Source organism: Nocardia sp. NBC_00881 (assembly GCF_045207455.1).
Classification (GTDB): Bacteria; Actinomycetota; Actinomycetes; order Mycobacteriales; family Mycobacteriaceae; genus Nocardia.
This window is the reverse complement of the sequence record NZ_CP108798.1, coordinates 8088220-8113081: the sequence shown is the minus strand read 5'-3', so window position 1 is coordinate 8113081 and position 24862 is coordinate 8088220. Positions and strand designations below refer to the sequence as shown.

At 69.2% G+C, this 24862-nt stretch carries 20 protein-coding genes, 1 pseudogene and 1 riboswitch; of the genes and pseudogenes, 11 read left to right on the top strand and 10 right to left on the bottom strand.

From position 1 onward, the window contains the following. Nucleotides 1–4 precede the first annotated feature (4 nt). The 9 genes from mraY to OH799_RS34500 all read right to left on the bottom strand — a co-directional run bounded on the left by mraY (nt 5) and on the right by OH799_RS34500 (nt 10326). Nucleotides 5–1081 carry a phospho-N-acetylmuramoyl-pentapeptide-transferase gene (mraY, locus tag OH799_RS34540; RefSeq protein WP_406273231.1) on the bottom strand — a complete coding sequence of 359 codons (1077 nt, stop codon included), beginning with the start codon at nt 1079–1081 and terminating at the stop codon, nt 5–7. Continuing rightward, nucleotides 1078–2619 (bottom strand): UDP-N-acetylmuramoyl-tripeptide--D-alanyl-D-alanine ligase, encoded by a 1542-nt coding sequence (gene murF / locus OH799_RS34535; RefSeq protein WP_406273227.1) that lies wholly within the window; start codon nt 2617–2619, stop codon nt 1078–1080. The genes mraY and murF overlap by 4 nt, the downstream gene beginning before the upstream one ends. Then, nucleotides 2616–4199, bottom strand: coding sequence for a UDP-N-acetylmuramoyl-L-alanyl-D-glutamate--2,6-diaminopimelate ligase (locus tag OH799_RS34530; RefSeq protein WP_406273224.1), 1584 nt, complete (start codon nt 4197–4199; stop codon nt 2616–2618). Before OH799_RS34530 ends, murF begins: the two co-directional genes overlap by 4 nt. Before the next feature lie 202 nt (nt 4200–4401). Then, nucleotides 4402–6294, bottom strand: a complete 1893-nt coding sequence (locus OH799_RS34525; RefSeq protein ID WP_406273220.1) for a peptidoglycan D,D-transpeptidase FtsI family protein — start codon at nt 6292–6294, stop codon at nt 4402–4404. Further along, nucleotides 6291–7130: a hypothetical protein gene (locus OH799_RS34520; protein WP_406273217.1), complete on the bottom strand. Its 840-nt coding sequence runs from the start codon at nt 7128–7130 to the stop codon at nt 6291–6293. Before OH799_RS34520 ends, OH799_RS34525 begins: the two co-directional genes overlap by 4 nt. 199 nt (nt 7131–7329) lie before the next feature. Next, nucleotides 7330–8304 carry a 16S rRNA (cytosine(1402)-N(4))-methyltransferase RsmH gene (gene rsmH, locus OH799_RS34515; RefSeq protein WP_406273214.1) on the bottom strand — a complete coding sequence of 325 codons (975 nt, stop codon included), beginning with the start codon at nt 8302–8304 and terminating at the stop codon, nt 7330–7332. A gap of 184 nt (nt 8305–8488) precedes the next feature. After that, nucleotides 8489–8920 carry a division/cell wall cluster transcriptional repressor MraZ gene (gene mraZ / locus OH799_RS34510; protein ID WP_039797118.1) on the bottom strand — a complete coding sequence of 144 codons (432 nt, stop codon included), beginning with the start codon at nt 8918–8920 and terminating at the stop codon, nt 8489–8491. 414 nt (nt 8921–9334) lie between these two features. Continuing rightward, nucleotides 9335–9760 carry a DUF3040 domain-containing protein gene (locus OH799_RS34505; protein ID WP_406273210.1) on the bottom strand — a complete coding sequence of 142 codons (426 nt, stop codon included), beginning with the start codon at nt 9758–9760 and terminating at the stop codon, nt 9335–9337. 125 nt (nt 9761–9885) lie between these two features. Beyond that, the gene (locus OH799_RS34500; RefSeq protein ID WP_357272235.1) at nt 9886–10326 is read right to left on the bottom strand and encodes an SAV_6107 family HEPN domain-containing protein; all 441 of its coding nucleotides are present in this window, start codon (nt 10324–10326) and stop codon (nt 9886–9888) included. A gap of 169 nt (nt 10327–10495) precedes the next feature. Between OH799_RS34500 and OH799_RS34495 the strand changes: the two genes are divergently transcribed. From OH799_RS34495 to OH799_RS34465, 7 genes and pseudogenes are all read left to right on the top strand, one after another. Further along, a complete protein-coding gene (locus OH799_RS34495; RefSeq protein ID WP_406273207.1) occupies nt 10496–11107 on the top strand; it encodes a GNAT family N-acetyltransferase in 612 nt (203 codons plus the stop codon). Nucleotides 11108–11114: 7 nt separating this feature from the next. Next, nucleotides 11115–12680 (top strand): phytoene desaturase family protein, encoded by a 1566-nt coding sequence (locus OH799_RS34490; protein ID WP_406273204.1) that lies wholly within the window; start codon nt 11115–11117, stop codon nt 12678–12680. After that, nucleotides 12677–13579 carry a carotenoid biosynthesis protein gene (locus OH799_RS34485; protein WP_406273201.1) on the top strand — a complete coding sequence of 301 codons (903 nt, stop codon included), beginning with the start codon at nt 12677–12679 and terminating at the stop codon, nt 13577–13579. Before OH799_RS34490 ends, OH799_RS34485 begins: the two co-directional genes overlap by 4 nt. Before the next feature lie 115 nt (nt 13580–13694). Then, on the top strand, nt 13695–14444 hold the full coding sequence (locus tag OH799_RS34480; protein ID WP_406282855.1) for an LppM family (lipo)protein: 750 nt from the start codon (nt 13695–13697) through the stop codon (nt 14442–14444). Nucleotides 14445–14479: 35 nt separating this feature from the next. After that, nucleotides 14480–15658, top strand: a complete 1179-nt coding sequence (locus OH799_RS34475; protein WP_406273198.1) for a glycosyltransferase — start codon at nt 14480–14482, stop codon at nt 15656–15658. Nucleotides 15659–16121: 463 nt separating this feature from the next. Beyond that, a riboswitch (SAM riboswitch) is annotated at nt 16122–16215 on the top strand. A gap of 378 nt (nt 16216–16593) precedes the next feature. Beyond that, the gene (locus tag OH799_RS34470) at nt 16594–17400 is read left to right on the top strand and encodes a DUF1684 domain-containing protein (RefSeq protein WP_406273195.1); all 807 of its coding nucleotides are present in this window, start codon (nt 16594–16596) and stop codon (nt 17398–17400) included. Next, nucleotides 17397–17593 (top strand): annotated as a pseudogene (locus OH799_RS34465) (LLM class flavin-dependent oxidoreductase); the annotation flags it as partial. The gene OH799_RS34470 and the pseudogene OH799_RS34465, both read left to right, overlap by 4 nt. Before the next feature lie 60 nt (nt 17594–17653). On the opposite strand, the gene OH799_RS34460 reads toward OH799_RS34465, so the two are convergent. After that, a complete protein-coding gene (locus tag OH799_RS34460; protein WP_406273193.1) occupies nt 17654–18655 on the bottom strand; it encodes a methylenetetrahydrofolate reductase in 1002 nt (333 codons plus the stop codon). Nucleotides 18656–18841: 186 nt separating this feature from the next. Between OH799_RS34460 and OH799_RS34455 the strand changes: the two genes are divergently transcribed. From OH799_RS34455 to OH799_RS34440, 4 genes are all read left to right on the top strand, one after another. Beyond that, nucleotides 18842–19975, top strand: a complete 1134-nt coding sequence (locus OH799_RS34455; protein WP_406273190.1) for a polyprenyl synthetase family protein — start codon at nt 18842–18844, stop codon at nt 19973–19975. 123 nt (nt 19976–20098) lie between these two features. Further along, nucleotides 20099–21682, top strand: a complete 1584-nt coding sequence (crtI, locus tag OH799_RS34450; RefSeq protein ID WP_406273188.1) for a phytoene desaturase family protein — start codon at nt 20099–20101, stop codon at nt 21680–21682. 63 nt (nt 21683–21745) lie between these two features. Next, nucleotides 21746–23443 (top strand): alpha-(1->6)-mannopyranosyltransferase A, encoded by a 1698-nt coding sequence (locus OH799_RS34445; RefSeq protein ID WP_406273185.1) that lies wholly within the window; start codon nt 21746–21748, stop codon nt 23441–23443. Beyond that, nucleotides 23440–24510 (top strand): phytoene/squalene synthase family protein, encoded by a 1071-nt coding sequence (locus OH799_RS34440; protein WP_406273182.1) that lies wholly within the window; start codon nt 23440–23442, stop codon nt 24508–24510. The genes OH799_RS34445 and OH799_RS34440 overlap by 4 nt, the downstream gene beginning before the upstream one ends. Nucleotides 24511–24862: the final 352 nt, after the last annotated feature.

Genomic DNA, 24862 nt, shown 5'->3' with positions numbered 1-24862 from the left:
TCGTTCACCCGACCGCAGAGAGGTATTCGCTGTAGAACAAACCGAGACCGACCGCCGAGGCCATCGCGGCCAGCAGCCAGAACCTGATGATCACCGTCGTCTCGGCCCACTTGCTGAGCTCGAAATGATGATGGAACGGCGCCATCTTGAACAACCGGTTACGCGTCGTACGGAACACCGCGACCTGCAACACCACCGACGCCGTCTCGGCGACGAACAGCGCACCGATGACGATCATCAGCAGCTCGGTCCGGGTGGTGATGGACAGACCGGCGAGCATTCCACCCAACGCCAGCGAACCGGTATCACCCATGAATATTTTGGCCGGGGCGGCGTTCCACCACAGGAAGCCGACGCACGCCGCGGCGCCCGCGGCGCACACCAGGGCGAGATCCAGCGGATCGCGAACGTTGTAGCAGCCGGTCTCCGGCTTGGTCTCACACGCGTGGTAGTACTGCCAGAACGTGATGATCACGTACCCACCGAGCACCAGGCTCATCGATCCGGCGGCCAATCCATCCAGTCCGTCGGTGAGATTCACTGCGTTGGACCAGGCGACCACCACGAAGCACACGAAAACCAAGAACACGACAACGCCCATGGTCACCGTGCTGATGTCGCGCACGTAGGACAGGTGCCTGCTGGCCGGGGTCAGCCCGCCCGCGCCGCGGAACTGCAATGCGAGCACGCCGAACAGCACGGCCGCTGACAGCTGGCCGAGATACTTGCCCGCCGCGGTCAACCCCAGGTTGCGCTGCTTACGGATCTTGATGAAGTCGTCCACGAAGCCCACCGCACCCAGGGCGGTTGCCAGACCGAGGACCAGTAACGCCGATGCCGACGGTCCCTCGGCGTCGTAACCGATGCCGATCAGATGAGATCCCAGATACCCGGCCCAGAGTCCGACCAGAATGGCGACGCCACCCATGGTGGGAGTGCCGCGCTTGGATTGGTGGCTGGCGGGGCCGTCGACCCGAATCTCCTGGCCGAAACCCTGCTTGGCGAACATCTTGATCAACAGCGGGGTGAGCAGGATCGAGACCGTCAGCGCGATCGCCGCGGCAAAGAGAATCTGCCTCATCCTGCTGCCTCCGTGTCATGTCCCGCCCCGCTGCCCGTCGCGGCGCCGCGACGGTCTGCCACGGAACCCGCCTCGGTCAGATGTTCGGCGACCTCCCACAGGCCCACCGACTTCGATGCCTTGACCAGCACCACGTCACCCGCCGTGACTTCCTCGTCGAGCAGAGCGATCGCCGCCTCGATATCCGGTACGAGAACCGACTCCTCGCCCCATGACCCTTCCATCACCGCTCCCTGGTGCAGCGCGCGGGAGGGCCTTCCGGTGCCGACCACCACCACGCGGCTGACATCCAGTCGCACGGCGAGCCTGCCGATCGCGTCGTGTTCGAGAACGGATTCCGCGCCGAGTTCGCCCATCTCGCCGAGCACGGCCCAGCTGCGTCGCGGCGTCTCGCCCGCGCGCGCCATACTTACCAGTGCTTTGAGTGCGGCGCGGACCGAGTCCGGGTTGGCGTTATAGGAGTCGTTGACCACGGTGATCCCGTCGGCGGTGGTCCGCACGTCCATCCGGCGGGCCGAGGCGGCGCGCGCACCGGACAACGCCCGCGCGGCGGTGTCCGGATCCGCCCCGCATTCCAGCGCGACCGCGATCGCGGACAGCGCGTTCCCGACGTGGTGTTCGCCGTGCACGGCCAACCGCACCGGGACGAGACCCGCGGAGGTGTGCACGGTGAACTCGGCCCGAGCCTGGTCGTCGAGCCGGACATCGGTGGCACGGATGTCGGCATTGCCGGCCTGCCCGACGGTCAGCACGCGTGCCGATGTGCGCGCGGCCATCGCGGCGACCTGGGGATCGTCGGCGTTGAGCACGGCGAGCCCGGTCGAGGGCAGCGCCTCGACCAGCTCGCCCTTGGTCTGGGCGATGGCTTCCCGGCTGCCGAACTCGCCGAGATGAGCGGTGCCGACGTTGAGCACCACGCCGATGCTCGGTGGCGCCACCTCGGCCAGCGCGGCGATATGGCCCGGACCGCGGGCGGACATCTCGAGCACCAGGAAGCGCGTCTCGGCATCGGCGCGCAGCGCGGTCCAGGGGTGGCCCAGCTCGTTGTTGAACGATCCCGGCGGCGCGACGACGGGCCCGAGCGGGGCCAGCACGGCGGCCAGCAGATCCTTCGTGGAGGTCTTGCCGGAGGAGCCGGTGACGCCGACGACGGTGAGACCGCCGTCCGCGACGAGGCGCGACACACTCGCACGCGCCAACGCGGCAAGCGCTGCGAGCGCAGCAGCGCCGGAACCATCCGAATCATGGGATAGCGCAACCGAGTTCGCGGGCACCGAACCGGGGTCGGGAGCGACAACGATGGCGGGCACACCCACCGGCCGTGCCGCGAGCACCGCGACCGCCCCCGCGGCGGTCGCCGCGCCCGCGTAATCGTGGCCGTCGGAGCTCGCACCCGGCAGGGCCAAGAAAAGATCACCGGAACTGATTCGGCGCGAATCGAATTCGACCGCGCCGGTCACTCGCACCTCCGGGTCGGGAACGTCGTACAGCGTGCCGCCGACGACGCCCGCGATCTCCCGCAGTGTCATCTCGATCATGAAACCGTCAAGTCCTCCGCGTGGTTATCTTGCGGACTTCGTCTTTCCAATGCGGCCGCGAGCACCTCGCGGTCGTCGAACGGATGCTTCACGCCCTGGATCTCCTGCCCTGCCTCGTGTCCCTTGCCCGCGATCAGCACCACGTCGCCGGGGCGCGCCCATGTCACCGCTGCCGCAATGGCTTCGGCCCGATCGCCGATCTCGCACACCTCACCACGCTCGGCCTCGGGCATGTCCGTCGCTCCTGAACGCACGGCGGCGCGGATGGCCGCCGGGTCCTCGGTACGCGGGTTGTCGTCGGTGATGATCAGCAGATCGGCGCCGCGCGCGCCGACCGAACCCATCAGCGGTCGCTTGCCCGCGTCGCGGTCACCGCCCGCGCCGACGACCACCGCGAGCCGTCCCGCGGTGTCCACCGCGAGATGCCCACGGAGCGTAGCGATCACGGACTCCAGCGCCGCGGGCTTGTGCGCATAGTCGACGATCGCCAGGAAGTCCTGTCCGCGCTCGACTCGCTGCATCCGGCCCGGCACGTCCACGGTGGCCAGGGCGGGAGCGGCGACCGACGGCTCGACCCCCGCCGCGGCGCACACGGCGACCGCGAGCAACCCATTAGCGATGTTGTAGTGGCCGGGAAGCCGCAGCCGCACGGAAACATTCCCCTCCGGACCGGAGGCCGTGAAATCCTGCTCGCCGCCGTGCGCCGACACCGCGCCGGAAACGCTCCAGTCGGCGGATCGCTTGGTGGACACGGTGATCGGGCTCGCGACGACGTCGGTGAGCCGCCGCCCCCACTCGTCGTCCACGCAGATCACCGCGGCGCGCGCCGCCATCGGCGAATCCGGTTCGAACAACCGGCGTTTGGCGGCGAAGTAGTCTTCGAAATCGGCGTGGAAATCCAGGTGATCCTGGGACAGATTAGTGAACGCGCCGACCGCGAACCGCACACCGTCCACCCGGCCCAGCGCGAGTGCGTGACTGGACACCTCCATGACCACTGCGTCCACGCCCTGCTCGACCATCAGTGCGAACATCGCGTGCAGCTGGGGCGCCTCCGGGGTGGTCAGCGCGCTGGGCACCCGCCTGCCGCCGATCCTGGTCTCGATCGTCCCGATCAGCGCCGTGGACAGCCCCGCGGCGGCCAGACCGGCCTCCACCAGGTAGGAGGTCGTCGTCTTGCCCGAGGTCCCGGTGATGCCGATGATGCGCAACCGCTCGGACGGGTTGCCGTAGATCGCCGCCGACAGCTCCCCGAGCACCGCGCGCGGGTTCTCGCGCACCAGCACCGGCACATCCAGTTCCCGCGCCGACTCCGCACCCGCCGCGTCGGTCAACACCGCGACGGCGCCGCGCGCGACCGCGTCCCGCACGAAGCGGGCGCCGTGCGACCGGGCACCGGGCAGCGCGGCGAACAAGTCACCGGGCAGCACGGCGTTCGAGCGCTGCTCGATACCGGTGACCGACACCCCACGCGCAGTCGGATCGAGGCTCGTTCCTGCCCCGATGACGGCGGCCAGCGACGCCAGCGGCGTTGTCGGCGAGTGCTCTGGCCGCAATGCGCGCGGTTGACCGGACTGCACAGAAACCAGGCTCCTTTCGGGGGCAGCGATCGACGTGTCAGGTTACCGGCGACCGATCACGGCGGGACCATGCGCCCCACCGCAAAGTCGTAGGTCACCACCGACCCTACGGGCTCTGCCATCCCGCGTGTGCCGCGCCACGCTGCACACAAGAGCCCCCCGGCAAGGCGGGGGTGAGCACGGATCGTGCGGGGTAGCCGAATCACCCCGCCTGCAGGACGAAACGCTTGGAAGGCTCCGGTGACGGAGGAATGCGATCCCGCTGTAGCGCCCACGAGGCGATGTTGTGGAACAGCGGAGCCACCGAACCACCACCGCTGCCGTCGGAGCTGCGTTCGGGGGCATCGAGCATGAGGCCGATTACGTAGCGCGGATTGTCGGCGGGGACCATACCCGCGAAAGTGATCCAGAACGACGACGTCGAATAGCATTGGCAATCCGGGTCGACCTTCTGCGCGGTACCGGTCTTGCCCGCCACCTGGTAGCCCGTGATGGCCGCGGGCCAACCCGTGCCGTTCTGGTTGGCGTTCATCGGGTCACGCTGCACGACCGCCTGGAACATCGTCCGCAATGTCGCTGCGGTCTTCGGATTCACCACCTTCACCCCGTCCGGCTGTAGTTCCTCGGTTCGCCTGCCGTCCGGTGCGATCTCGGCTTTGACGATCCTCGGCGGTATGCGCACGCCGTCGTTGGCAATGGCCTGGTACATGCTCGCCATCTGCAACGTCGTCATCGAGAGGCCTTGTCCGATCGGGAGATTCGCGAACGTGCCACCTGACCACTGATCGCGGTCGGGTACCAGCCCCGGGCTCTCCCCCGGCAAGCCGATCCCTGTGCGCTGGCCCAGCCCGAACCGGTTCACCAGGTCGGCGAATCGGTTCTCGCCGACCCGTTGCGCGAGCATCAGCGTGCCCACGTTGGATGACCGGCCGAAGATGCCGGTGGTGGTGTAGGGCTCTACGTCGTGTGACCACGCGTCGTGGACGGTGACGCCGGCCATCTGGATCTCACCGGGAACCTGAAGCACCTCGTCGGGATCGGTCAAGCCGTACTCGATGGCCGCGGACGCCGTAATGATCTTGTTCACCGAGCCCGGCTCGAACACGTCCGACACCGACGGATTGTTCAACTCGGCGCCTGCCCAATTCTGCGGTCCCAGCGCCGGGTTGAAGGTGTTGTCATTGGCCATCGCGAGCACCTGGCCGGTCTTGGCGTCGAGGACGACCGCCGACGCGCCGTTCGCGCCGGACATCTCCTTGGCCTGCTGCACCTGCTGCTGCACGTGGTACTGCAGATCCGAGTCCAAGGTGAGCTCGACGGCGGAACCGTTCACCGCCGGCTGTTCATCTCGCCAGCTCCCGGGGATGACCGCGCCATCGGAACCGCGATCGTAGGTGTGCGACCCGTCGGTACCGGCCAGCGCGGAGTCCATCGACGACTCGAGTCCAACCTGGCCGTGGCCGTCCCACCCCGTGGCGCCGACGACGTTCGCGGCCAGCGCGCCACCGGGATACACCCGGATGCTCTGTTGGTCGGAGCCCACTTGCGAGAACTTCTCGGTGATTTCCGCCGCGATTCGCGGATCGACATTTCGGACGAGGTAGACGAACTGTTCGTCGCTGCGCAACTTCGCGAGCAAGTCCGATTCCGCGGGCGCGTCCTTACCGAGCTTCTCGTGGATCGTGCGCGCGATGGCACGCAAGCGCTCATCCGGATCAGGCGCGCTGTCGCTCTTGGCTTTGGCGTCCGACAACTCCTTGCGAACCCGGACCGGTTGGAAAGTCAAGGCTTTGGCGGAGATGGTGAAGGCGAGCGACTTGCCATTGCGATCGGTGATCGGCCCGCGGGTCGCCTGGTCGGGCTGGTGGGTGGTGCGCTGACTGGCAGCCTGCGCTGACAGTCCCGGCGCCGCGACGCTCTGTACCCACAGCAGTTGCAGCGCGACGACGGCGAGCGCGACCAGCATGACCACCCGGCCGACACCGAGGCGCAGCCGCAGCGGCCCCTCCGAGGCGGGCGGCGCGGACTGGCGCGGTCTGCCGGCACCGGACGCGGCGGGCCGGCGCCGGCGCGGCGCCGGCCTGGTTTGCGTCATCGTGGAGATCCGTCAGGTACGGCCTGGGGCTGCGGCGTCTCGACCGGCGACTGTGGTGCCTCCACCTCCACCTCCGCCTCCGCCGGCTGGGGCGCCTCCGCCTGCGGCGACGCTTCCGCCTGCTGCTGCGGGCCCGCTGCCTGCGGCGGCGCCGGTTCGGCGGGCAGTGGACCGGTCTGCGCCGGACCGCCCGGACTCGCGGGCGCGGCGTTCACCTGGACGTCGTTCTGCTGCCCCGTGTTCGTCTGGTCCCGTGCAGGCACGGCAGGCGTGGTGGTGACCGGGACCACCCGCTCGCCCCGAGCTTGCACGCTACTCGGCTGCGCCGACGGCGAAACGTTCAGCGGCGGCACCGGAGCGCCCTGGGCGGGAGTCGGTTTGCCGATCACCGTGACAGTGCCATCCGGCGCGATGACGAGGCGGGCCGGGTCCTTGGCCGGGATCATGCCGAGTTCGCGCGCTCGCGCGGCCAGCTCCGGCGCCGAGTCGGCGGCCTCCACCTCTCGCTGCAGCGCGGCGCGCTCGTCGGCCAGCTTCCGGTTGGTCGCTCGCGCGTCGCCGAGCTGGTAGCTGTCCTCGGCGGCACGGGTGGTCAGTAGCAGAGTCAGCGCGAGGCCGCAGCCGAGCAGTGCGATGATGGCCGTGACGAACGGGATGCGCGCGGCCATCGCCGAGCGCCGCATGGCGGGCAGAACCGCCCGGTCCGAACGGCCTTCGGCGCGCATCCGCCGCCGGGCGTAAGCCCGCTGCGCCGCACCGGATTTCACCCGCTCGGCATCGTGAACCCGCCGGGCGATCCGGCCCGGCGCATCGGCGGTCCGTGTCCGCACGCTCATCGGTTCCCCTCCTCTGTCCGCACGGGACGCCGGGTCGACGCAGCGTGATGCTGTCTCATCCGGCCTCCTGTGTCTCTGCGGGACACCCACACCCGGTCGGCGCGGTAAGGCGCTGCGCGATGGTTCCTCACCGCGCCTCCTGCGTCTTTGCGGGACACCCGCACCCGGTCGGCGCGGTAAGGCGCTGCGCGATGGTTCCTCACCGCGCCTCCTGAATCCGCTCCGCTGCGCGCATCCGCACCGGAGCCGCCCGCGGGTTCTCCTCGATCTCCTGCTCGGTCGCCTTCTCCGCACCGCGGGTCAGCATCCGGAACTCCGGCCCCATGCCGGGTAGTTCGACCGGCAGATCCACCGGGGTCCTGGACACCGTGCGCGGCGCTAGCTCCTGCTTGACCACCTTGTCCTCCAGCGACTGGTAGGACATGACGACGATGCGGCCGCCGATCCGCAGCGCCGCGAGCGCGGCGGGCAATGCCTCCCGCAGTGAGTCGAGTTCCCGGTTGACCTCCACCCGCAACGCCTGGAAAGTGCGCTTCGCCGGATGCCCGCCGGTGCGGCGGGTCGCCGCGGGGATCGTGGCGTAGAGCACTTCCACCAGCTCGCCGCTGGTGGTGAACGGCTTCTGTCGGCGGCGGCGGACCACCTCGGCGGCGATCCGGCCCGCGAAGCGTTCTTCCCCGTAGGTTTTCAGAACCCGGGCCAAGTCGCCGTGGCTGTAGGTGTTGAGCACGTCGGCGGCGGTGGGACCGGTCGTCGGGTCCATCCGCATGTCCAACGGCGCGTCGACGGAGTAAGCGAAGCCGCGGTCGGTCTCGTCGAGCTGCATGGACGAGACGCCCAGATCCATCAGGATCGCCGAGACCGAGCCGGTGGTCGACAGCCCCGCCTGAGTCAGCGCGTCGGCAATGCCGTCATAGCGGGTGTGCACCAACGTGACTCGATCAGCGAACGGCTCGAGCCGCTCGCCCGCCAGCTTCAGCGCGGTGGTGTCGCGGTCCAGGCCGACCAGGCGAATGTTCGGGTAGGTGTGCAGGAAATGCTCGGCGTGCCCGCCGAGCCCCAGGGTTGCGTCGACATAGACCGCGCCCGGCTCACCCAAGGCAGGACCGAGCAGCGCGTCGGCCCGCTCGAGCAGAACCGGAACATGGCCGGGGCCGTACTGTTCACGGTTCACCTCGACCTCCCGGAGTCCTGCCTCGCGTCGTCGCGCACCGCACATGGGTCGCCTTGATACACAGTGCTTTTGATACGGATACGAATGCCCCGTGGTCTCTGACCGAACCTCGGCACCTGGCGTCGGGGAAGTACGTCAGGGTCCGCGCCCGGGCAGAGACCGCGCGGCACTCGTTCGCTCAGGGCTAGAAGATTCCGCCCAGCGACTCGTCTCTGGCTTGCGAGAAGTCCTCCTCGTGCTCGGCGAGGTAGGACTCCCACGCCTGCTTGTCCCATATCTCCAGGAAATCGACCGAGCCGATCACCACGCAGTCCCGTTGCAGGTTGGCGTAGCGACGATGGTCGGCCGACAACACGATCCGACCCTGCGCGTCCGGACGTTGCTCGTCCGTTCCGGCCGCGAGCGCCCGGACGAACGCGCGTGCCTGCGGATTGCTTCGAGACGCGGCCGCGGCCCGCCGGGCGAGCGCGGTGAACTCTTCTTTGGGGTACACGGCAAGGCTGTGGTCCTGACCCTTCGTGACCATCAACCCTCCCGCCAGATCGTCTCGAAACTTCGCAGGCAACGTGAGTCGCCCCTTGTCGTCCAAGCGCGGTGTGTAGGTACCGAGAAACATCTCGATACCTCCCTAGTCGATCACCTCGCTGGTCGGCCCTTTCAGTAAGTGCGCGCTCCACATTACCCCACTTTCCCCCACTTTCAATCGAAACATGCGGTGATCTGGCTCCCCGCCCAGACGATTCCGCAGGTCATCCCAGCTATCACCGGGGTGGAGAACTTCTTGCGAGTTCTGCCGACACGCGCAGGCCGCTGACCAAACCTCCGAAAACACCCAGCAAACTCTCTCGCGCGGCACTACCCGGCGGGTGCGTGGGGGTGTTGGGGATGCATGTGGGGAGGTGTGGGGAAGCTCGGAATTCCCCCACGCGAAGATCATCAGCGAGACCACTGAAGGCAGGCATGAGACGGCGACGCCGCACCTCTCGGTGCGGCGTCGCCGTCTCATGCCTATATCAGGTCACGGGGCGAGCTACTCCTGCTCGAACCGCCGCCGGAACCGGTCTTCCATACGCTCGGAAAAACCACCGGACTTGCGCTGGCGCCCGCGTCCGCTCGATCCGCCGCTCGGGCCTCCAGAGGCGGCGGCGCCACCCGACCGGTCGTTCTTGGCGGTGCTCTTGGAGTTGCCGAGCAGCAGGAGCACGCCCGCACCGAACATGACGATGAACCCGATCAGGCTGATGATCGGGAAGCCGCCGGGCTTCACGGGTGCCGCGATGCCGGCGATCAGAAGAAACAGGCCGAGGACGAACAACGCCGCGGCCTGGAGTCTACGACGACTCGAGGTCGAACGAAGCCGTCCACCGCGGACGGACGAGGCGAACTTTGGATCCTCAGCATAGAGAGCGCTCTCGATCTGTTCGAGCATGCGCTGCTCGTGCTCGGAGAGTGGCACGGTACCTCCCCCGGCACTAGGACGTGGCTGTCGCCTCCGGGTAGGCGACAGATAGCCGACCTTGGCGGCTATCTGTCACCAATGATACGAGTTAGATCAGGGCCGTACCACCTACTCGCCGATAACTAAGCGGTCATGCCGCCGGTCCACCCCGGCGCGGGTCGCAACCTGGCCGATGCGGACACCAGATCTTCCACGTCATGGAGGAATGCGCCCACCCGCGAAGAAAACTCATCAGCCTCGCGATCGTCGACATCCCGGTCCAGTCCCGCCTCCAGCGCGGCGCGGACCTCCGAGCGCGCACTGAAGTAGTCCGACCACATCACGAACTCGGGCGCGGCGCGTTGCATGAGCACCCACGCGTTGCGCGAGCGCGCCCGCGGCGCGGCGTCGGCGCCCGTGAGCGCGAGCACCGCACCCGCACCGCGCAGCGCGGCCAGGTAGGCGGTGCGGAACCGTTCGCGCGGATCCCGCTCCCCTGCCGCCTGCATGAGCAAACCGTCCGCCCGCTGCAGCAGCTTGCCGGCCCGGCCGGGCTGCCCCGGATTTTCCACTCGACCAGACATCAGCCGTCCCTCCACAATCGCACACCGTGGCCCGTACCCGCGCTGGGGCGGCGCGCCCCACCGCTTTCCAGCACCGCGCGGACCGAACAGGTATTCGAACGTTTGAATTGAGCTTGAATATAGAGACGCCCACCGACAAACTTCCGCGCCCGCGCGGCCGACGAGAGCCATGACCGCCGTCAAGCCCAATCACACCCCCGCACCCGCCGTCGTCGACCTCTCGGTCAGGGACCTGCGCTCCCGGCTGCACGACGCGCTGGCGGTCTATGTCGCGGCCATGGACTATCCCCGCGGCACCGAGCATCACCGCGCGCCGATGTGGACCGAGCACACCACCCGGCCTGGTTGGCAGGCGGTGGCGGCCGTGGTGCCCGACGACGCCGGTCTCGTCGATCTGCGCTCCGCCCCCATCGTGGCGATCGCCTACGGCTACCACGGCGCCGCCCACCAGTGGTGGCACCAGCAGGTACACAGCGGGATGCGCCGCTCCGGCTGGCCGGAACACTCCGTGCGCGAACTGCTCTCGGACTATTTCGAGCTCACCGAACTGCATGTGCATCCGTCCGCGCAAGGCCTCGGCATCGGTACCACGCTGCTGGAACGGCTGCTGCGCGGACGGACCGAGCGCGCTGTGCTGCTGTCGACGCCGGAGGTCGACCGCGAGGACAACCGCGCCTGGCGGCTCTACCGCAGGCAGGGATTCACCGACGTGGTGCGGAATTTCGTGTTCACAGGCGACAATCGGCCGTTCGCGATCCTCGGCAGGCGGCTGCCGTTGTGAGGGTCACGTGACGGTAGTCGTCGTCGGCTCGGGCCACAATGCCCTCGTCGCCGCGTGCTATCTGGCGCGCGCCGGGCACGCGGTCGAGGTACTCGAACGCGACGAGGTGCTCGGCGGCGCCGTGTCGACGGTGGAACGGTTCCCGGGCCATCAAGTCGATCGCGGTTCGTCGGCACACATCATGATCCGGCACACCGGGATCATCGAAGAGCTCGAGCTCGCCCACTTCGGGCTGCGATACATCGATTGCGACCCTTGGGGTTTCACGCCAGCGCACGATGGCCGCGCGGCCATCGTCTTCCATCGTGACCTGGAGTCGACCTGCGCGTCGATCACACAGGCCTGCGGCGCGCGGGAGGCGGCGGCGTATCGCCGGTTCGTACGGGTATGGGGTCCGCGCAGCGCCAGCGTGATGCGGGCGTTCGGGGGCGCGCCGACGCCGGGCAGGCTGGTGCGGTCGTTCTGGGGCTTGGACGCGACACGCGGCGGGAGCGCGCTCTCGCACGAGTTCCTGCAATCCGGCGACGCCTTGCTGGACGCGTCTTTCGAGGACGAGCGGCTGAAAGCATCGCTGGCCTGGTTCGGAGCACAGTCGGGGCCGCCCATGTCCGAACCGGGCACGGCGCCGATGGTCGGGTTCGCGGCGCTTATGCACACGCTACCGCCCGGACGCGCGGTCGGCGGCAGCGGCGCGCTTACCGCGGCGCTGGTGGCGCGGCTGCGGTCCGACGGAGGCGTAGTGACCGCAGGCGACGCGGTTCATGCCCTACACAGGGACGGCGACCGCTGGCAGGTGCGCACCGCATCCGGCCGGAGCCTGCACGCCGACATCGTTGTCGCGGGCGCCCATGTCCTGACCACCCTGGACCTGCTGCGCGAGGGGGGATTCGACGGCGAGGTGCTCGACGACTGGCGAAGGCGGATTCGGGTCGGACCGGGCATCGGAATGGTGGTGCGCGTCGCCACCGGATCGCTGCCGCGCTACTCGGGCAGCTCGACCGACGAATCCGCGCATGGCCTGCAATTTCTCGTGTCCGATCGAACACAGCTGCGTCGCGCGCACGGTGCCGCGGTGGCCGGGGAGCTACCGCCGAGGCCGGTGGTGCTGGCGATGAGCTTCAGCGCGGTGGACCCGAGCATCGCCGCGCCCGGCGAGCATCAGCTGTCGCTGTGGGCACAGTGGCACCCGTACCGCCTGGCCGACGGCAGCGACTGGGCCGCGCACGCCGAGCGGGAGGGCGACCGGATCATCGCCGAAGTCGACTCGTACGCACCCGGTTTCGCCGACTCGGTGCTGCGTCGATACGTGCAGACACCGGTGGACCTCGAGCGCGAACTCGGGTTGCTCGGCGGCAACATCATGCACGTGGAGATGTCGCTGGACCAGATGATGCTGTGGCGACCGCTGCCCGAGCTGTCCGGGCAGCGGGTACCCGGCGCCCCTGGGCTGTACCTGACCGGCGCGTCAACCCATCCAGGTGGCGGCGTCTCCGGGGCGAGTGGCCGCACGGCTGCCGCCCTTGCCCTCCGCGACCTACGCCGTCGTCGATTCTCACGGTGGCGCGGGCGATGACGAACCCGGCCGATCCGCCGACACCGAGTGGGCGCCTCGGGGCGGCCGAGCCGTCGCTCGACCACAAGGCGGAAACCACCGGGACCGGCCCCGACCACTCGCTCGGACCTCGCTCGGCGCGCCATTTGTTGCCGCTGGCCTGTGCCGCGCTGACGGTCTGCGCGCAGATCGGCTATCCGCTGACCTCCGGCGACGCGCGTGACCGGATCACGGTCGTGATCGTGCTGCTCTCCGCGGGAACCGCGCTGGCCCATGCCACAGCAATCCGGGGAATTCGCTACGCCGTCGGGTTCTTGGTGCTCGTTTCCGGGCTCGGACTGCTGGCCGAGGTGGTCGGCACGGCGACGGGGGTGCCGTTCGGCTGCTACGAGTACGCGCTCGACCGTCTCGGTCCCGCGTTGTTCGGGGTGCCACTGATCGTCGCGCTGGCCTGGACCGGCGGGGTATACCCGGTGTGGGTGGTGGCCGGGATGGTGTCCCGGCGAACGGCCTCGCGGATCGCACTGACCGCGGTCGGCGCGGCGGGCTGGGACCTGTTCCTCGACCCGCAGATGGTCGCCGACGCGCACTGGACCTGGTGCGACACCGACTCGGGGCTGCCTGGCCTCGGCCCGATCCCGTACACGAACTATCTGGGGTGGTTCGGCGTCGCGCTCATCATGGCCGGTCTGCTCGCGGTGTGGGAGCACGCGGCGCCCGATGCCGCCCCGGCACCGCAGGCCGGTGGCCGCGTGACCACGGTCGCCGTCCCGGCCGCGATGTTCCTGTGGACCTGGCTCGGATCGGCGCTTGCCCACGTGGCGTTCCTGGGCCTTCCGCATTCCGGGTGGTATGGCCTTGTCGGTATGGGTGTGCTCGGCGTCCCGCTGCTGGTTCTGTCCGCCCGAACGCGGCGCTGACCTGACCCGATGCGCCGGCCGCGCCACACCGACGCGCGGATTGCGACCGTCGCGTGGCATTCCGGGCATCTGGCCTGGCACGATGACACCCGTGCAGCCGAGTCCCGTCACCACGATGCCCGATGCCCCGGTACTTCCGCAGCGGCGGACACCACGCCGCGGCGTGCGCATCGCCGCGGCCGTGCTGCTCGCCGCGTTGCTGACCCCGGTACTCGCGGGCTGCTTGCGGGTCCAGGTCTCGATGGGTCTGTCGTCCAACGACCGGGTTTCCGGCCGGATCGTAGCCGCCGTCGTGCCCGCGGACCCCAACGACAAGGGCCCGCAGCTGAAGGCGCCCGAGACGCTCGCCGCGAAGGTGCGGGTGGAGGCGTACGCGCAGGACGGCTATACCGGCAGTCAGGTGTTCTTCGACGATCTGTCGTTCGGTGAGGTGCAGCAGCTCGGGCAGCTGTCCGAGCAGACCCAGGGGATGTTCCAGCTGCAGTTCCAGCGCACCGGCGACCTGGTCAGCCTCACCGGCCGGGTCGATCTGAAATCTGTTCCGCCGCACGGTTCCGACGTGCAGTTCACCATCGCGTTCCCGGCCCGCGTCGCGAAGACCAACGGCAGCCGCGAGGGCGACAACATCGTGTCCTGGAAATTGCCGCCCGGCGACGTCTCCACGCTGCGCGCCGAGGTCAGCTACGCCGATCCGAACACCCGCTCGTTCGCGGGCTGGGCAGGCATTGTCGGCGGCATCACCCTGGCCGTGGCCGCCATCATCGCCGCTATGGCATACATGGATCGCAACCCCGCCGCGCCCGGCGCACCGGAAGTCGGTTTCTCCCTGAGCCGCTGGTGGCGCTCGGTGACACAGAATCGCTGAGCGGTTGGTCGGTGCGCCGGGATAGCGTGGCGCACATGGTGAGTGCCGATCGTCCGTATACGTCGCCCACGGCGTCGATCCCAGTGACGTGCGCCGCCGCGCTCGCGGCGCTGGGCGCGGGAATCGCCCTGTACAACCGAATCACCGTACGCCGGTTGGTCGATACGCCTACGACAGTGATCGAGCCGGTCACGGTGTGCGTCCCGGCACGCGACGAGGCCGATCGCCTACCCGGATTGATCGCTGATCTGCGCGTCCAGGTGCGCATCCCGCGCATGTCCGTGCGTATCCTCGACGACGCGTCGAGCGACGACACCTCCGCTGCCGCGAGCGCGGCGATCGGCGGCGACCCGCGATTCACCCTGCTGCGCACCGAGTCGGAACCCTCACCCGCCTGGACCGGCAAGGCCGCCGCATGCGCCCGGCTGGCCGAGGAGGTGCACACGCCGGTGCTGGTCTTCCTGGACGCCGATGTGCGCCTCGCGCCCGCCGCCATCGCGGCGGCGGTCGGCGAATTGCGCAGGCGGCATGTCGGCTTGGTGTCGCCTTGGCCGCTGCAGCTGGCCGGGTCGGTGGCCGAAGCTGTGGTGCAACCGCTGCTGTGCTGGTCCTGGGCCACGACGCTGCCCATCGCCGCCGCCAATCGCAGCCCGCGTCCGTCCACGGCGGTGGCCTGCGGCCAGTTCCTGGTGTTCGACAACGCCGCTTACCGCGCCATCGGGGGGCACGCGGCGGTGGCCGCGGCTGTGACCGAAGACCTCGATCTCGCCCGGATTCTGCGCCGGGCCGAGCATTCCACCGCAGTGGTGGCCGCGGGGCCGATGGCGCGAACCAGGATGTACCGAGGCGCGGCCGAACTCGACGCGGGCTACACCCGCTGGCTGTGGTCGGCCTATGGCGGCACCGTTCCCGGCGGGGCGGCGGTGGCACTACTCGCCGCCGTGACCTATTGGGTGCCACCGGCGGCCGCGATGCTCGGCAAAGGCGCGGTCCGCCGCATGGGCTTGCTCGGCTATCTCGCCGCCGTCACGAGCAGGCTGCTTGCCCGTTCCACGGAGACCGGCGGCCCGCTCTCGGGCACGGACGTCGTTGCCGCCCTAGCGCATCCGCTCTCGATCGGGGCGTATCTTCTGCTGTGGGCGCGCTCGCGCCGCGCCCGCCGCCAGGGCATTTTGCGCTGGAAAGGCCGCCCACTCGGATCGGCGACCGGGTAGCGGGCCCCGCCGAAAGCACACCCCGCGGCGGAGGACGCGTTCCGCGCGGCCGGACGGTCACGGGACTGCGGTGACGCCGACCGTCGGCGGGAAGAAGCGGTACCTGGCAAAGGGGCTCCCGCCACCGTCGGGCGACGTAGAAGGAGTGCTGTCGAGGCAGAACGCCGCCGCGGTCGAGTAACCGGTACAGGCCGATGTCGCACGCGCGCGGCCGTGGTCTCCCACCACCGGCAAAGGCCGTATGCTGCATCGGACTCATGACATTCGGCGACCCGTTCCCCGGGCTTACGCGACGGAGATGTTCACCCCTGGCATCAGCGCACATCTGGCTACTACAAAGATCCGATGAATCCGCGAGCAGCAAGGTCTACGTTCACGGTGATTACTTCTCTTGTTCCAGAGCCAACTTACTGGGCATGATAATTCGACTCGACCCTGGGATCGGCTGACCGAGGGTCGGCATCAACCATCCAGAGCGACCGAGAGACCTGGCTCATCGACGTCGCAGCAACCCCCCGGTCACCGGGTGCGGGTGCTTCCGCCGGGATCGATGGAGGAATTGAAGTGATCATCCCTGCCCACGGCCAGCACTGGGGCCGTCGCCACATCGACCAGTGCACAGTCACCTCCGCGAGCTGTCGTAGCTGATCCTCCCGCAGTCAGCCCGTGCACCCGTCGCTGGCCGGGTGATGCGACCGCCGCTCCCGGCGCTGTCTTTTCGTTCCCCCAGAAGGACTCCGTCATGAGTGCGTTCGCCACACCGGATGCCGCCCCCGGCGAAGCCGGGCTAGGCGGTCCGGACCCAGCACGCGCTCGAGAACGCCCTCCGAAGCGCCAGCGCGACGACTCACACGCCGAGGGAGTCACCTCGTGCGACCACCCAGCCTGCGCCATACCCACCATCGCACCACCGCCCACGAAGGAGCCCGAGCGTCATGACCACCAGCATCACCAGCGTTTTCGAGATCGAGTGGGCGCGCTGGCACCACGCACGCGAGGACCAGCTGCGCGATCCGGTCGGCATTCTCAGTCTGACCGGACTGCACTGGCTCACCGACCGGCCCGAGCGGCTGCCGGACGTGCCGGGCACCTGGTGGGTCACCGACGACAAAGTCTTCATCACCGCACAGCCCGCCGACCGACTGGAGTACGACGGCCGCGGCATCGCGGGTGTGCAGATCGTCCGGCCCGCCGAGGGTGCGCCGGGAGTTTCTGTGCTGCATGAGGACCGGGTGCTCGAGGTGATCCGCCGGACCGGCCGCTACGCCGTCCGTGTACACGATCCGGCAGCGCCGGATCTGCTCGGCTTCGACGGCATCCCGACCTACGCGCCCAATCCACGTTGGGTGGTGTCCGGCCGGTTCACGCCGTTCGACGAACAGCAGACAGTGACCACCGGCGCGGTGGTCGACGGGCTGGAGCACTACCACATCGCCTCGGGCACCATCGAATTCACCGTCGGCGAGGTCACCGAGCGGGCTGTCGCGTTCGGCACCCCGGACAACCTGCGGCTGCTGTTCACCGACGCCACCAGTGGTGTCACCACCTACCCCGTGGCACGCTCACTGGCCGTGGGCGCACCAGAGGTGGACGGCACGGTGTCGCTCGACTTCAACAGGGCGGCGAACCTGCCGTGCGCTTTCACCGATTTCGCGACCTGCCCGGTAGCGCCAGCGCAGAACCGGCTGCGGGTGGCCATCGAGGCGGGTGAACAGGACCCGACGCAGGGGCGGGCCGCATGACCGTTCCGCTATCAGTCCTCGACCCGTCCCCGATCAGCGCGTGATCGACACCGCAGCAGGCGCTGCGCAACGCGATCGAGCTGGCGCGGCACGCCGAACGATGGGGCTACCACCGATACTGGCTCGACGAGCATCACTTCGTCTCGGTGGCGGATCGTCGTCGATCACGCTCATCGGTCTGGGCGCGGCGGCCGCACCGGCTTTCGTCGCGCTGGGCCCGGATTCGGGCGGCCACGCCGCCGGAAGCGAGGACTCAGGCGCTGATCGGTGCGGCGGTGACGCCGTAGCCGAGATTGGTGAGCACCTCGCTGGTCGCCTTGGCGAAGTTGAGGGTGATGAAGTGCAGACAGGGCGCGCCTTCGTCGATCAGCCGCTGCCCCATCTCGGTGGCGATCTCGATGCCGGCGGAGCGCACCGCGGCGGCGTTCTCCTCGGAGCCGTCGCCCGCTGCCTTGCGCAACCGCTCCAGGACGGCGGCGGGCAGCGGCCTGCCGCATAGTTCTTCGGCACGCTGCACGGTGCGCAGCGAGGTGATCGGCATCAGCTCGGGGATGATCGGCTTGGCGCCCTCGACCGGGTCGAACGCCGCGACCCGGTCGCGCAAGCGCAGGTAGTGCTCGACGTCGAAGAACATCTGCGTGATCGAATACTCCGCGCCCGCACGCAGTTTCGCGGCCAGGAACGTGGTGTCGGTTGCCAGGTCGGGCGAGCGGTGGTGGCCCTGCGGGAACGACGCGACGCCGACGTGGAAGTCACCTAGGTCGCGCACGATGCGCACCAGCTCTTCTGCGTAGGAAACGCCGTCGGGATGCTTGTGCCACTCGCCGAGCGGATCGCCTGGCGGGTCGCCGCGCAACACCAGGATGTTGCGAATCCCGGAGTCGGCGTACGCGCCGACCAGCGAACGCAGCTCGGCGACGCTGTGCTCCACCGCGGTCAGGTGCGCGACCGGCAGCAGGGTGGTCTCCTGCGCGAGCTCTCCTGTGATGCGCACGGTGCGGTCACGGGTGGAACCGCCCGCACCGTAGGTCATCGACACGAACGCGGGGTGCATGCACTCGAACTGGCGCACGGCACGCCACAACCGCGCCTCGGCGGCGGCGTCCCGGGGCGGATTGAACTCCACAGAGAACGGCACCGCGCTCCCCGCGTGGTCCCGCAGACTCTGCACAACCGACGGTGTTCCAGAGACGTTCGGGTGCGTCCGGGACGGCCGGCCAGGGGTCGAGCTTCCCCGCACGTTGTCGAAAGTCACCGGTCCAGTGTAGAGGTGACCGGCGGCAGCGCCGTCAGGTCATTCGGGCGCCCCGCGTATTCTTCGGACCAGGCAGCACGTTCGCCACGTCGAGCGAAACGCGCGACCATCCCCCGCTCGGCCTCGAATCACTCGCGCCGCCGACACCCGTGAACCGCGCTCCCGCGCGGCCACCACCGCACGACCTTGGAGGCCCCCCTGTCTGCCGGAATCGGTACCCAGACGCCGCATGCCGGTGTGCCGCAGCCGGGCACGCCTGCCTTCGTCTCCGCCGTGGAAAGCGCCCTGACCGCGTTCTTCCTGACTCGCCGCGAGATAATCGAGCGACTAGGACCGGTCTTCGTCGATGCCGTCGATGCGCTTCAGCTGTTCGTGCTGCGCGGCGGAAAGCGCACGAGGCCGGCGTTCGCGTGGACCGGGTGGCTCGGCGCGGGCGGCGCTTCAAATGGCCCCGAGGCGACGGCGGTGCTCACCGTGTGCTCGGCGCTGGAACTGGTGCAGGCCTGCGCGTTGGTGCACGACGACATCATCGACTCCTCCCACACTCGCCGGCGCTTCCCGACCGTGCACGTCGACTTCGAGCAGCGCCACCACAAGCACGGGTGGACGGGCGACTCGGCGCACTTCGGCGCCGGCGTGGCCATCCTGATCGGTGACCTGGCGCTGGCCTGGGCCGACGACATGGTGCAGGCCTCCGGCCTCGACCCGGCGGCCATCGCCAGGTTCGCGCCGGTCTGGGCATGCATGCGCACCGAGGTGCTCGGCGGTCAGCTGCTGGACATCCACGGTGAGGCGGGCGCCGACGAATCGGTGGCGGCCGCCTTGCGGATCAATCGGTACAAGACCGCCGCCTACACCGTCGAACGCCCGCTGCACCTCGGCGCCGCCATCGCCGACGCCGATCAGGGCCTGGTCGAGGCGTATCGTACGTTCGGCACCGATATCGGCATCGCCTTCCAGTTGCGCGATGACCTGCTCGGCGTGTTCGGCGACCCGGCGGTGACCGGCAAGCCCTCCGGCGACGACCTGCGGGAAGGCAAGCGGACCGTGCTGCTGGCCGAAGCGCTGCGCCGCGCCGACGCCACCGACCCGGCCGCGGGCGAGCTGCTGCGCACCAGCATCGGCACCGACCTGAGCGCGGACGACGTGCAGCGCCTACGCGCGGTGCTCACCGAACTCGGCGCGGTCGACAAAGTGGAGCGCCGGATCGCCGAACTCACCGAAAGCGGCCTGGCCGCCATAGAGACCAGCACCGCGACTCCCGCCGCGAAAGAACGGTTGCGCGCGATGGCGCTGGCAGCAACCAAGCGCGCCGCATGAGCGAGCGCAGCGAGCGAACAATGAACACAGCCGAGTTCTCGGTCATGGCGCAGCCGAGCGCCAGCGAGGTGGAGACATGAGCGGCGGCGGCCCGCGCGCCGCGGCGATGACAAGGAGAGCCGGGTGAAGACCGTTGCGGGGCCGACCGATCGTGTGGTCGTCGTCGGCGCCGGGTTGGCGGGGCTGTCCGCCGCGCTGTACCTGACCGGCTCCGGGCGCACGGTCACGCTACTCGAGCGGGCCGACCATCCTGGGGGCCGGGTCGGGCGCTACCGGAGCGCGGACTACGACATCGACTCCGGCGCCACCGTGTTGACGCTGCCCGAGCTGATCACCGACGCGCTCGCCGCGGTCGACCGGAGCCCGGAGACCTGTGTCCCCGCGCTGCGCATCCATCGGCTGACGCCCAGTTATCACGCCAGGTTCGCCGACGGCGCCGACATCCGGGTGTTCGCCGACGCGGACGCGATGGCCGCGGAGGTCGAACGCACCTGCGGCCCTGCCGAGGCGAGCGGTTACCGGCGCCTGCGCGACTGGCTGGCCCGCATCTACGCGGCCGAGTTCACCGAGTTCATGGACACCAACTTCGACTCGCCGCTGGACTTGGTTCGCAAATCCGAAAAGCGCCGCGCCCTGGTCGAATTGGTGCGGCTCGGCGGATTCGGCAGGCTCGGCTCCCGGGTGCACCGGTTCCTGAGCGACCCGCGGCTGGCGCGCCTGTTCACCTTCCAGGCGCTGTACGCGGGCATGCCGCCCGCCGACGCGCTCGCCGTGTACGGCGCGATACCGCACATGGACACCTCGCTGGGCGTCTACTTCCCCGAGGGCGGCATGCGGGCGATCGCCGCGGCGATGGCCCAGGCGTTCACCGACGCGGGCGGAACTCTGGAGCTCGGCGCCGAAGTGGTCGGGATCGACTACGCGGGCCGTAGAGCCCGGCGCGCCCGCACCGCCGACGGACGGTCCTTCGACTGCGACGCGCTCGTGCTCACCGCCGACCTCGGGTCGATCGAACGATTCGGTGTGCGGCGCAGACGCTTGCTGCGCGCCGCACCCTCCGCCGTCGTCGCGCACGGAACCGTGCCCACCGCGGTCGCCGAGACCTGGCCGGTGCGAGCACATCACACCATCGAGTTCGGCCAAGCCTGGGACGCCACGTTCGCCGAGATCACCGGGCGCCGCGGCCGCGGCGCGCTGATGAGCGATCCCTCACTGCTGCTCACTCGGCCCGCGTTGACCGATCCGAGCCTGTTCATCGACCGGGGCGATGGACGGTACGAGCCGTTTTCCCTGCTCGCGCCGTGCCCCAATCTGGCTGCGGCGCCGCTGGACTGGGTGCGGATCGGGCCCGCCTACCTGCGCGAGTTACTCGCCGTGCTCGAGGCACGCGGATACCACGGCATCACCGGGCACTTCGCCGTCGACCATCTCGACACGCCGCGGACTTGGCTCGATCAGGGGATGCTGGCCGGCACTCCGTTCTCCGCGGCACACCTTTTCCGGCAAACCGGGCCATTTCGGCCGAGTAATTTTCCCCGCTCCAGCGACAACGTGGTTATCGCCGGTTGCGGCACCACCCCCGGCGTCGGTGTGCCGACCGCGCTGTTGTCCGGAAAACTGGCGGCAAACCGCATTTCCGGCGATATCTCACGCGCTCGAAGCGAAACCCCACGCACCAGCGGGATAGGGTTCGGGGCGACGCCGTAAACTAAGCGCCGACCTATTCGCTCGCGGTTGCGACCGCCGACCACTCGGGGGGACCGACACCAGATGGCATCCCCCGAAACGCGCACCGCAGAGGCCGCCTCCACCGACACCACCGGCCCCGCATCCAGCACTTCGGCACGCCGCGAATCGGCCACCCCCCGTGGTTTCCTGTGGTGGATGCGCACCTACGCCGACTTCGCCAGAAGCCCCGAAGGCCATGCCGCCCTGCTCGGCTTCTTCGGCGCCGTCATGATCACCTTCGGCGGGTTCGGCGCGGGCAGCGTCCGCAAACGCGACCCGCTGCTGGAGGCCGTGCACCTATCCTGGCTCCGCTTCGGCCATGGCTACGCGCTCTCGACCATCTGCATCTGGATCGGCGTACTGCTGATGGTCACCGCCTGGGTCCGGCTCGGGCGCGCCACGATCGGGACCGGCGACCGTACGGACGCCGGTGTGACCCTGAACGAGCTGCGCGCGATCGTCGGCGTCTGGATCTTCCCTCTGTTGTTCGCTGTGCCGATGTTCAGCCGCGACGCGTACTCCTACCTGGCCCAGGGCGCGCTACTGCGCGACGGTTTCGACCCCTACCAGGTCGGGCCGGTCGCGAATCCCGGTGTGCTGCTGGACAACGTAAGCCCCGTCTGGACAACCACCACCGCGCCGTACGGTCCGGTGTTCCTGTTGCTCGGACGCGCGATCACCGCCGTAACCGGCGACAATGTGGTGGCGGGCACCATCGCGATGCGGTTCGTCATGCTGCCCGGCCTCGCGCTCATGATGTGGGCGGTGCCCTATCTGACCAAGCACCTCGGTGGGAAGCCGACCGTCGCGCTATGGCTGGCTGTGCTGAACCCCTTGGTGCTGATCCACCTGATCGGCGGCGTACACAACGAGATGCTGATGGTGGGCCTGATGTGCGCGGGCATCGCTTTGGTGCTGGAGCGCCACCACGTGGCGGGCATCGTGGTCGTCGCGGTGGGCGTGGCCATCAAGGCGACCGCCGGTATCGCGCTGCCGTTCCTGGTGTGGATCTGGATGTTGCACGAGCGCGAACGCCGCGCGGCGCAGCGGGTGGGACGCGATCCGGCGCACCTGCCCGCGAGCGAACAGCCCGACGACGCCGCCGAGCCGACCGAGGATATGCCGCATCCTGCGCTGATGTTCGCCAAGATCGCGGGCCTCGGCCTGAGCGTATTCGCGGTGGTGTTCGTGGCCGCCTCGGCGATCGCGGGCGTCGGCATCGGCTGGCTGACCGCGTTGTCCGGGTCGAAGAAGATCATCAACTGGCTTTCGCTGCCGACCGTCCTGGCGCATGCGGTCACCTGGGTGAGCCCGTTGCGACTGGAGTCGGTGCTCGAGGTGACCCGTGCGATGTGCGCGCTGTCGCTGGTCGCGGTGCTGGCCTGGACCTGGTGGCGGTTCCGGCACAGCGAGCGGGAGGCGGTGCTCGGCATCCTGATCGCGTTCGTGGCGATCGTCATCCTCTCCCCGGCCGCGCTGCCCTGGTACTACTCCTGGCCGCTGGCACTGGCCGCCGGGTTCGCGCTGTCCACCACGACGCTGATGGGGCTGGTCGGTGTGTGCACCTGGCTGATGCTGGTGTTCCAGCCGGACGGCTCGATCGGCCTGTACAACTTCTGGCACGTCGCCGCCGCGACCTTCGCCGCCGTGGTGGCGGCGCTGTCGCTGCGCAGGGTGGACCCGCTGCGGTTGCGCGCCGCTCCACCGAGTACCGCTTCAGCATCGCCCGCCGCTCCATGACCGACGACCACCTATTGACCGACGCCGAACTCACACTCGCCTATCGCGAATGCAGGCAGATCGCCGCGACCCACGGCCGCACCTACTTTTTGGCCACCAGGCTGCTGATGGCGGAGCGACGGAGCGCGGTCCACGCCCTGTACGCGTTCGCGCGGATGGTGGACGACATCGTCGACCGCACAGATCAGCCCGGAGACATCGCCGCAGCCGGACACGGGCAGGCCGATCAACTCGATCTGATCGAAAAGCGACTGCGCACCGCGCTCGACGCGCGAGCGAGTACCATGCCTTCCGGTGTAGCGGGGAAAGACGGTGAGTGGCAGTCGATCCCGGCCCCTGCGGTTGGGGCGAGCTCGCCCGAATTCGGACGCACGACCGCGCGGGAAGCCGGTATCCAGCCGGGCACGCTCGTGCTGGCGGCTCTCGCGGACACCATCCAGCGTTATGGCATCGCGGTCCAGCATTTTTGGACGTTTCTGGGTGCTATGCGGATGGATGTGCCCGGCACCGTCGACTTCCGGGACCGGTATGCCAGCATGTCCGAGCTCCGCGAGTACATGCATGGCTCCGCGGCCGCGATCGGGTTGCAGTTGCTTCCGGTTCTCGGCACGGTCGTCCCGGTTTCCGAGGCCGAACCGGGCGCCGCAGCCCTCGGCGAAGCATTCCAGCTCACCAATTTTCTGCGCGATGTCGCGGAGGATCTCGATCGCGGCCGTGTCTACCTGCCCACCGACGACCTCGCGGCGTTCGGCGTCCACGACGAACTCCTCGCCGAGTGCCGCCGAACCGGACACACCGACGCGCGTGTCCGCCGGGCCCTTGCCCACCTCATCGCGGTAAACCGCGACCTCTACCGCCGCGCCGCACCCGGCATCGACCTGCTCGAGCCGCGCGTGCGCCCCGCCATTCGCACCGCGGCCACCCTCTACGCCGACATCCTGCATAGCATCGAACACTCCGACTACGCCGTCTTCGAGCGACGCGCTCAGGTCCCCCGCCACCGTCGACTACATGTAGCCGCGATCGAATTCACCACCGCGCCGGTGCGCAACCGACTCCACCGCTGACCGAGCATCAGTCGAACTAACCTCCCGCGACCTCGTCCGCCGGTCACCGCGCCCCTGAGCCGCCCAGCTGGATAAACCAGGCCCCACATCCGAGCGGCCCAGCTCCCGTTCGAGCGGCCAACGCGCCCGCGACGAAATCACCATCAGCAGTCGCCCACCAGAAGCCAGCCACCAGAGGGCCGCGCACACGGCCCCGCAGGCGCGGCCACAAGCAACACAGCGCTCGCCTCCTGACACAACCCCATCGGCCCGACTCCCGTTTCCGAGCGCAGCGAGACCGAGCATTCCCCGTTCGCGGCCCGGCTCGCGTCCGAGCGGCCGCCGCGTTCGCGACGAAGTCGCCAGCGGCGGT

Bases quoted from the DNA above. Each gene is read 5' to 3' on its own strand.
- OH799_RS34445 (WP_406273185.1), top strand. From the start codon at position 21,746: ATGGCATCCCCCGAAACGCGCACCGCAGAGGCCGCCTCCACCGACACC.
- OH799_RS34525 (WP_406273220.1), bottom strand. From the start codon at position 6,294: ATGACGCAAACCAGGCCGGCGCCGCGCCGGCGCCGGCCCGCCGCGTCC.
- OH799_RS34440 (WP_406273182.1), top strand. From the start codon at position 23,440: ATGACCGACGACCACCTATTGACCGACGCCGAACTCACACTCGCCTAT.
- mraY (WP_406273231.1), bottom strand. From the start codon at position 1,081: ATGAGGCAGATTCTCTTTGCCGCGGCGATCGCGCTGACGGTCTCGATC.
- OH799_RS34520 (WP_406273217.1), bottom strand. From the start codon at position 7,130: ATGAGCGTGCGGACACGGACCGCCGATGCGCCGGGCCGGATCGCCCGG.
- murF (WP_406273227.1), bottom strand. From the start codon at position 2,619: ATGATCGAGATGACACTGCGGGAGATCGCGGGCGTCGTCGGCGGCACG.
- OH799_RS34500 (WP_357272235.1), bottom strand. From the start codon at position 10,326: ATGTCTGGTCGAGTGGAAAATCCGGGGCAGCCCGGCCGGGCCGGCAAG.
- OH799_RS34475 (WP_406273198.1), top strand. From the start codon at position 14,480: ATGGTGAGTGCCGATCGTCCGTATACGTCGCCCACGGCGTCGATCCCA.
- OH799_RS34485 (WP_406273201.1), top strand. From the start codon at position 12,677: ATGACGAACCCGGCCGATCCGCCGACACCGAGTGGGCGCCTCGGGGCG.
- OH799_RS34480 (WP_406282855.1), top strand. From the start codon at position 13,695: ATGCCCGATGCCCCGGTACTTCCGCAGCGGCGGACACCACGCCGCGGC.
- mraZ (WP_039797118.1), bottom strand. From the start codon at position 8,920: ATGTTTCTCGGTACCTACACACCGCGCTTGGACGACAAGGGGCGACTC.
- OH799_RS34495 (WP_406273207.1), top strand. From the start codon at position 10,496: ATGACCGCCGTCAAGCCCAATCACACCCCCGCACCCGCCGTCGTCGAC.
- OH799_RS34470 (WP_406273195.1), top strand. From the start codon at position 16,594: ATGACCACCAGCATCACCAGCGTTTTCGAGATCGAGTGGGCGCGCTGG.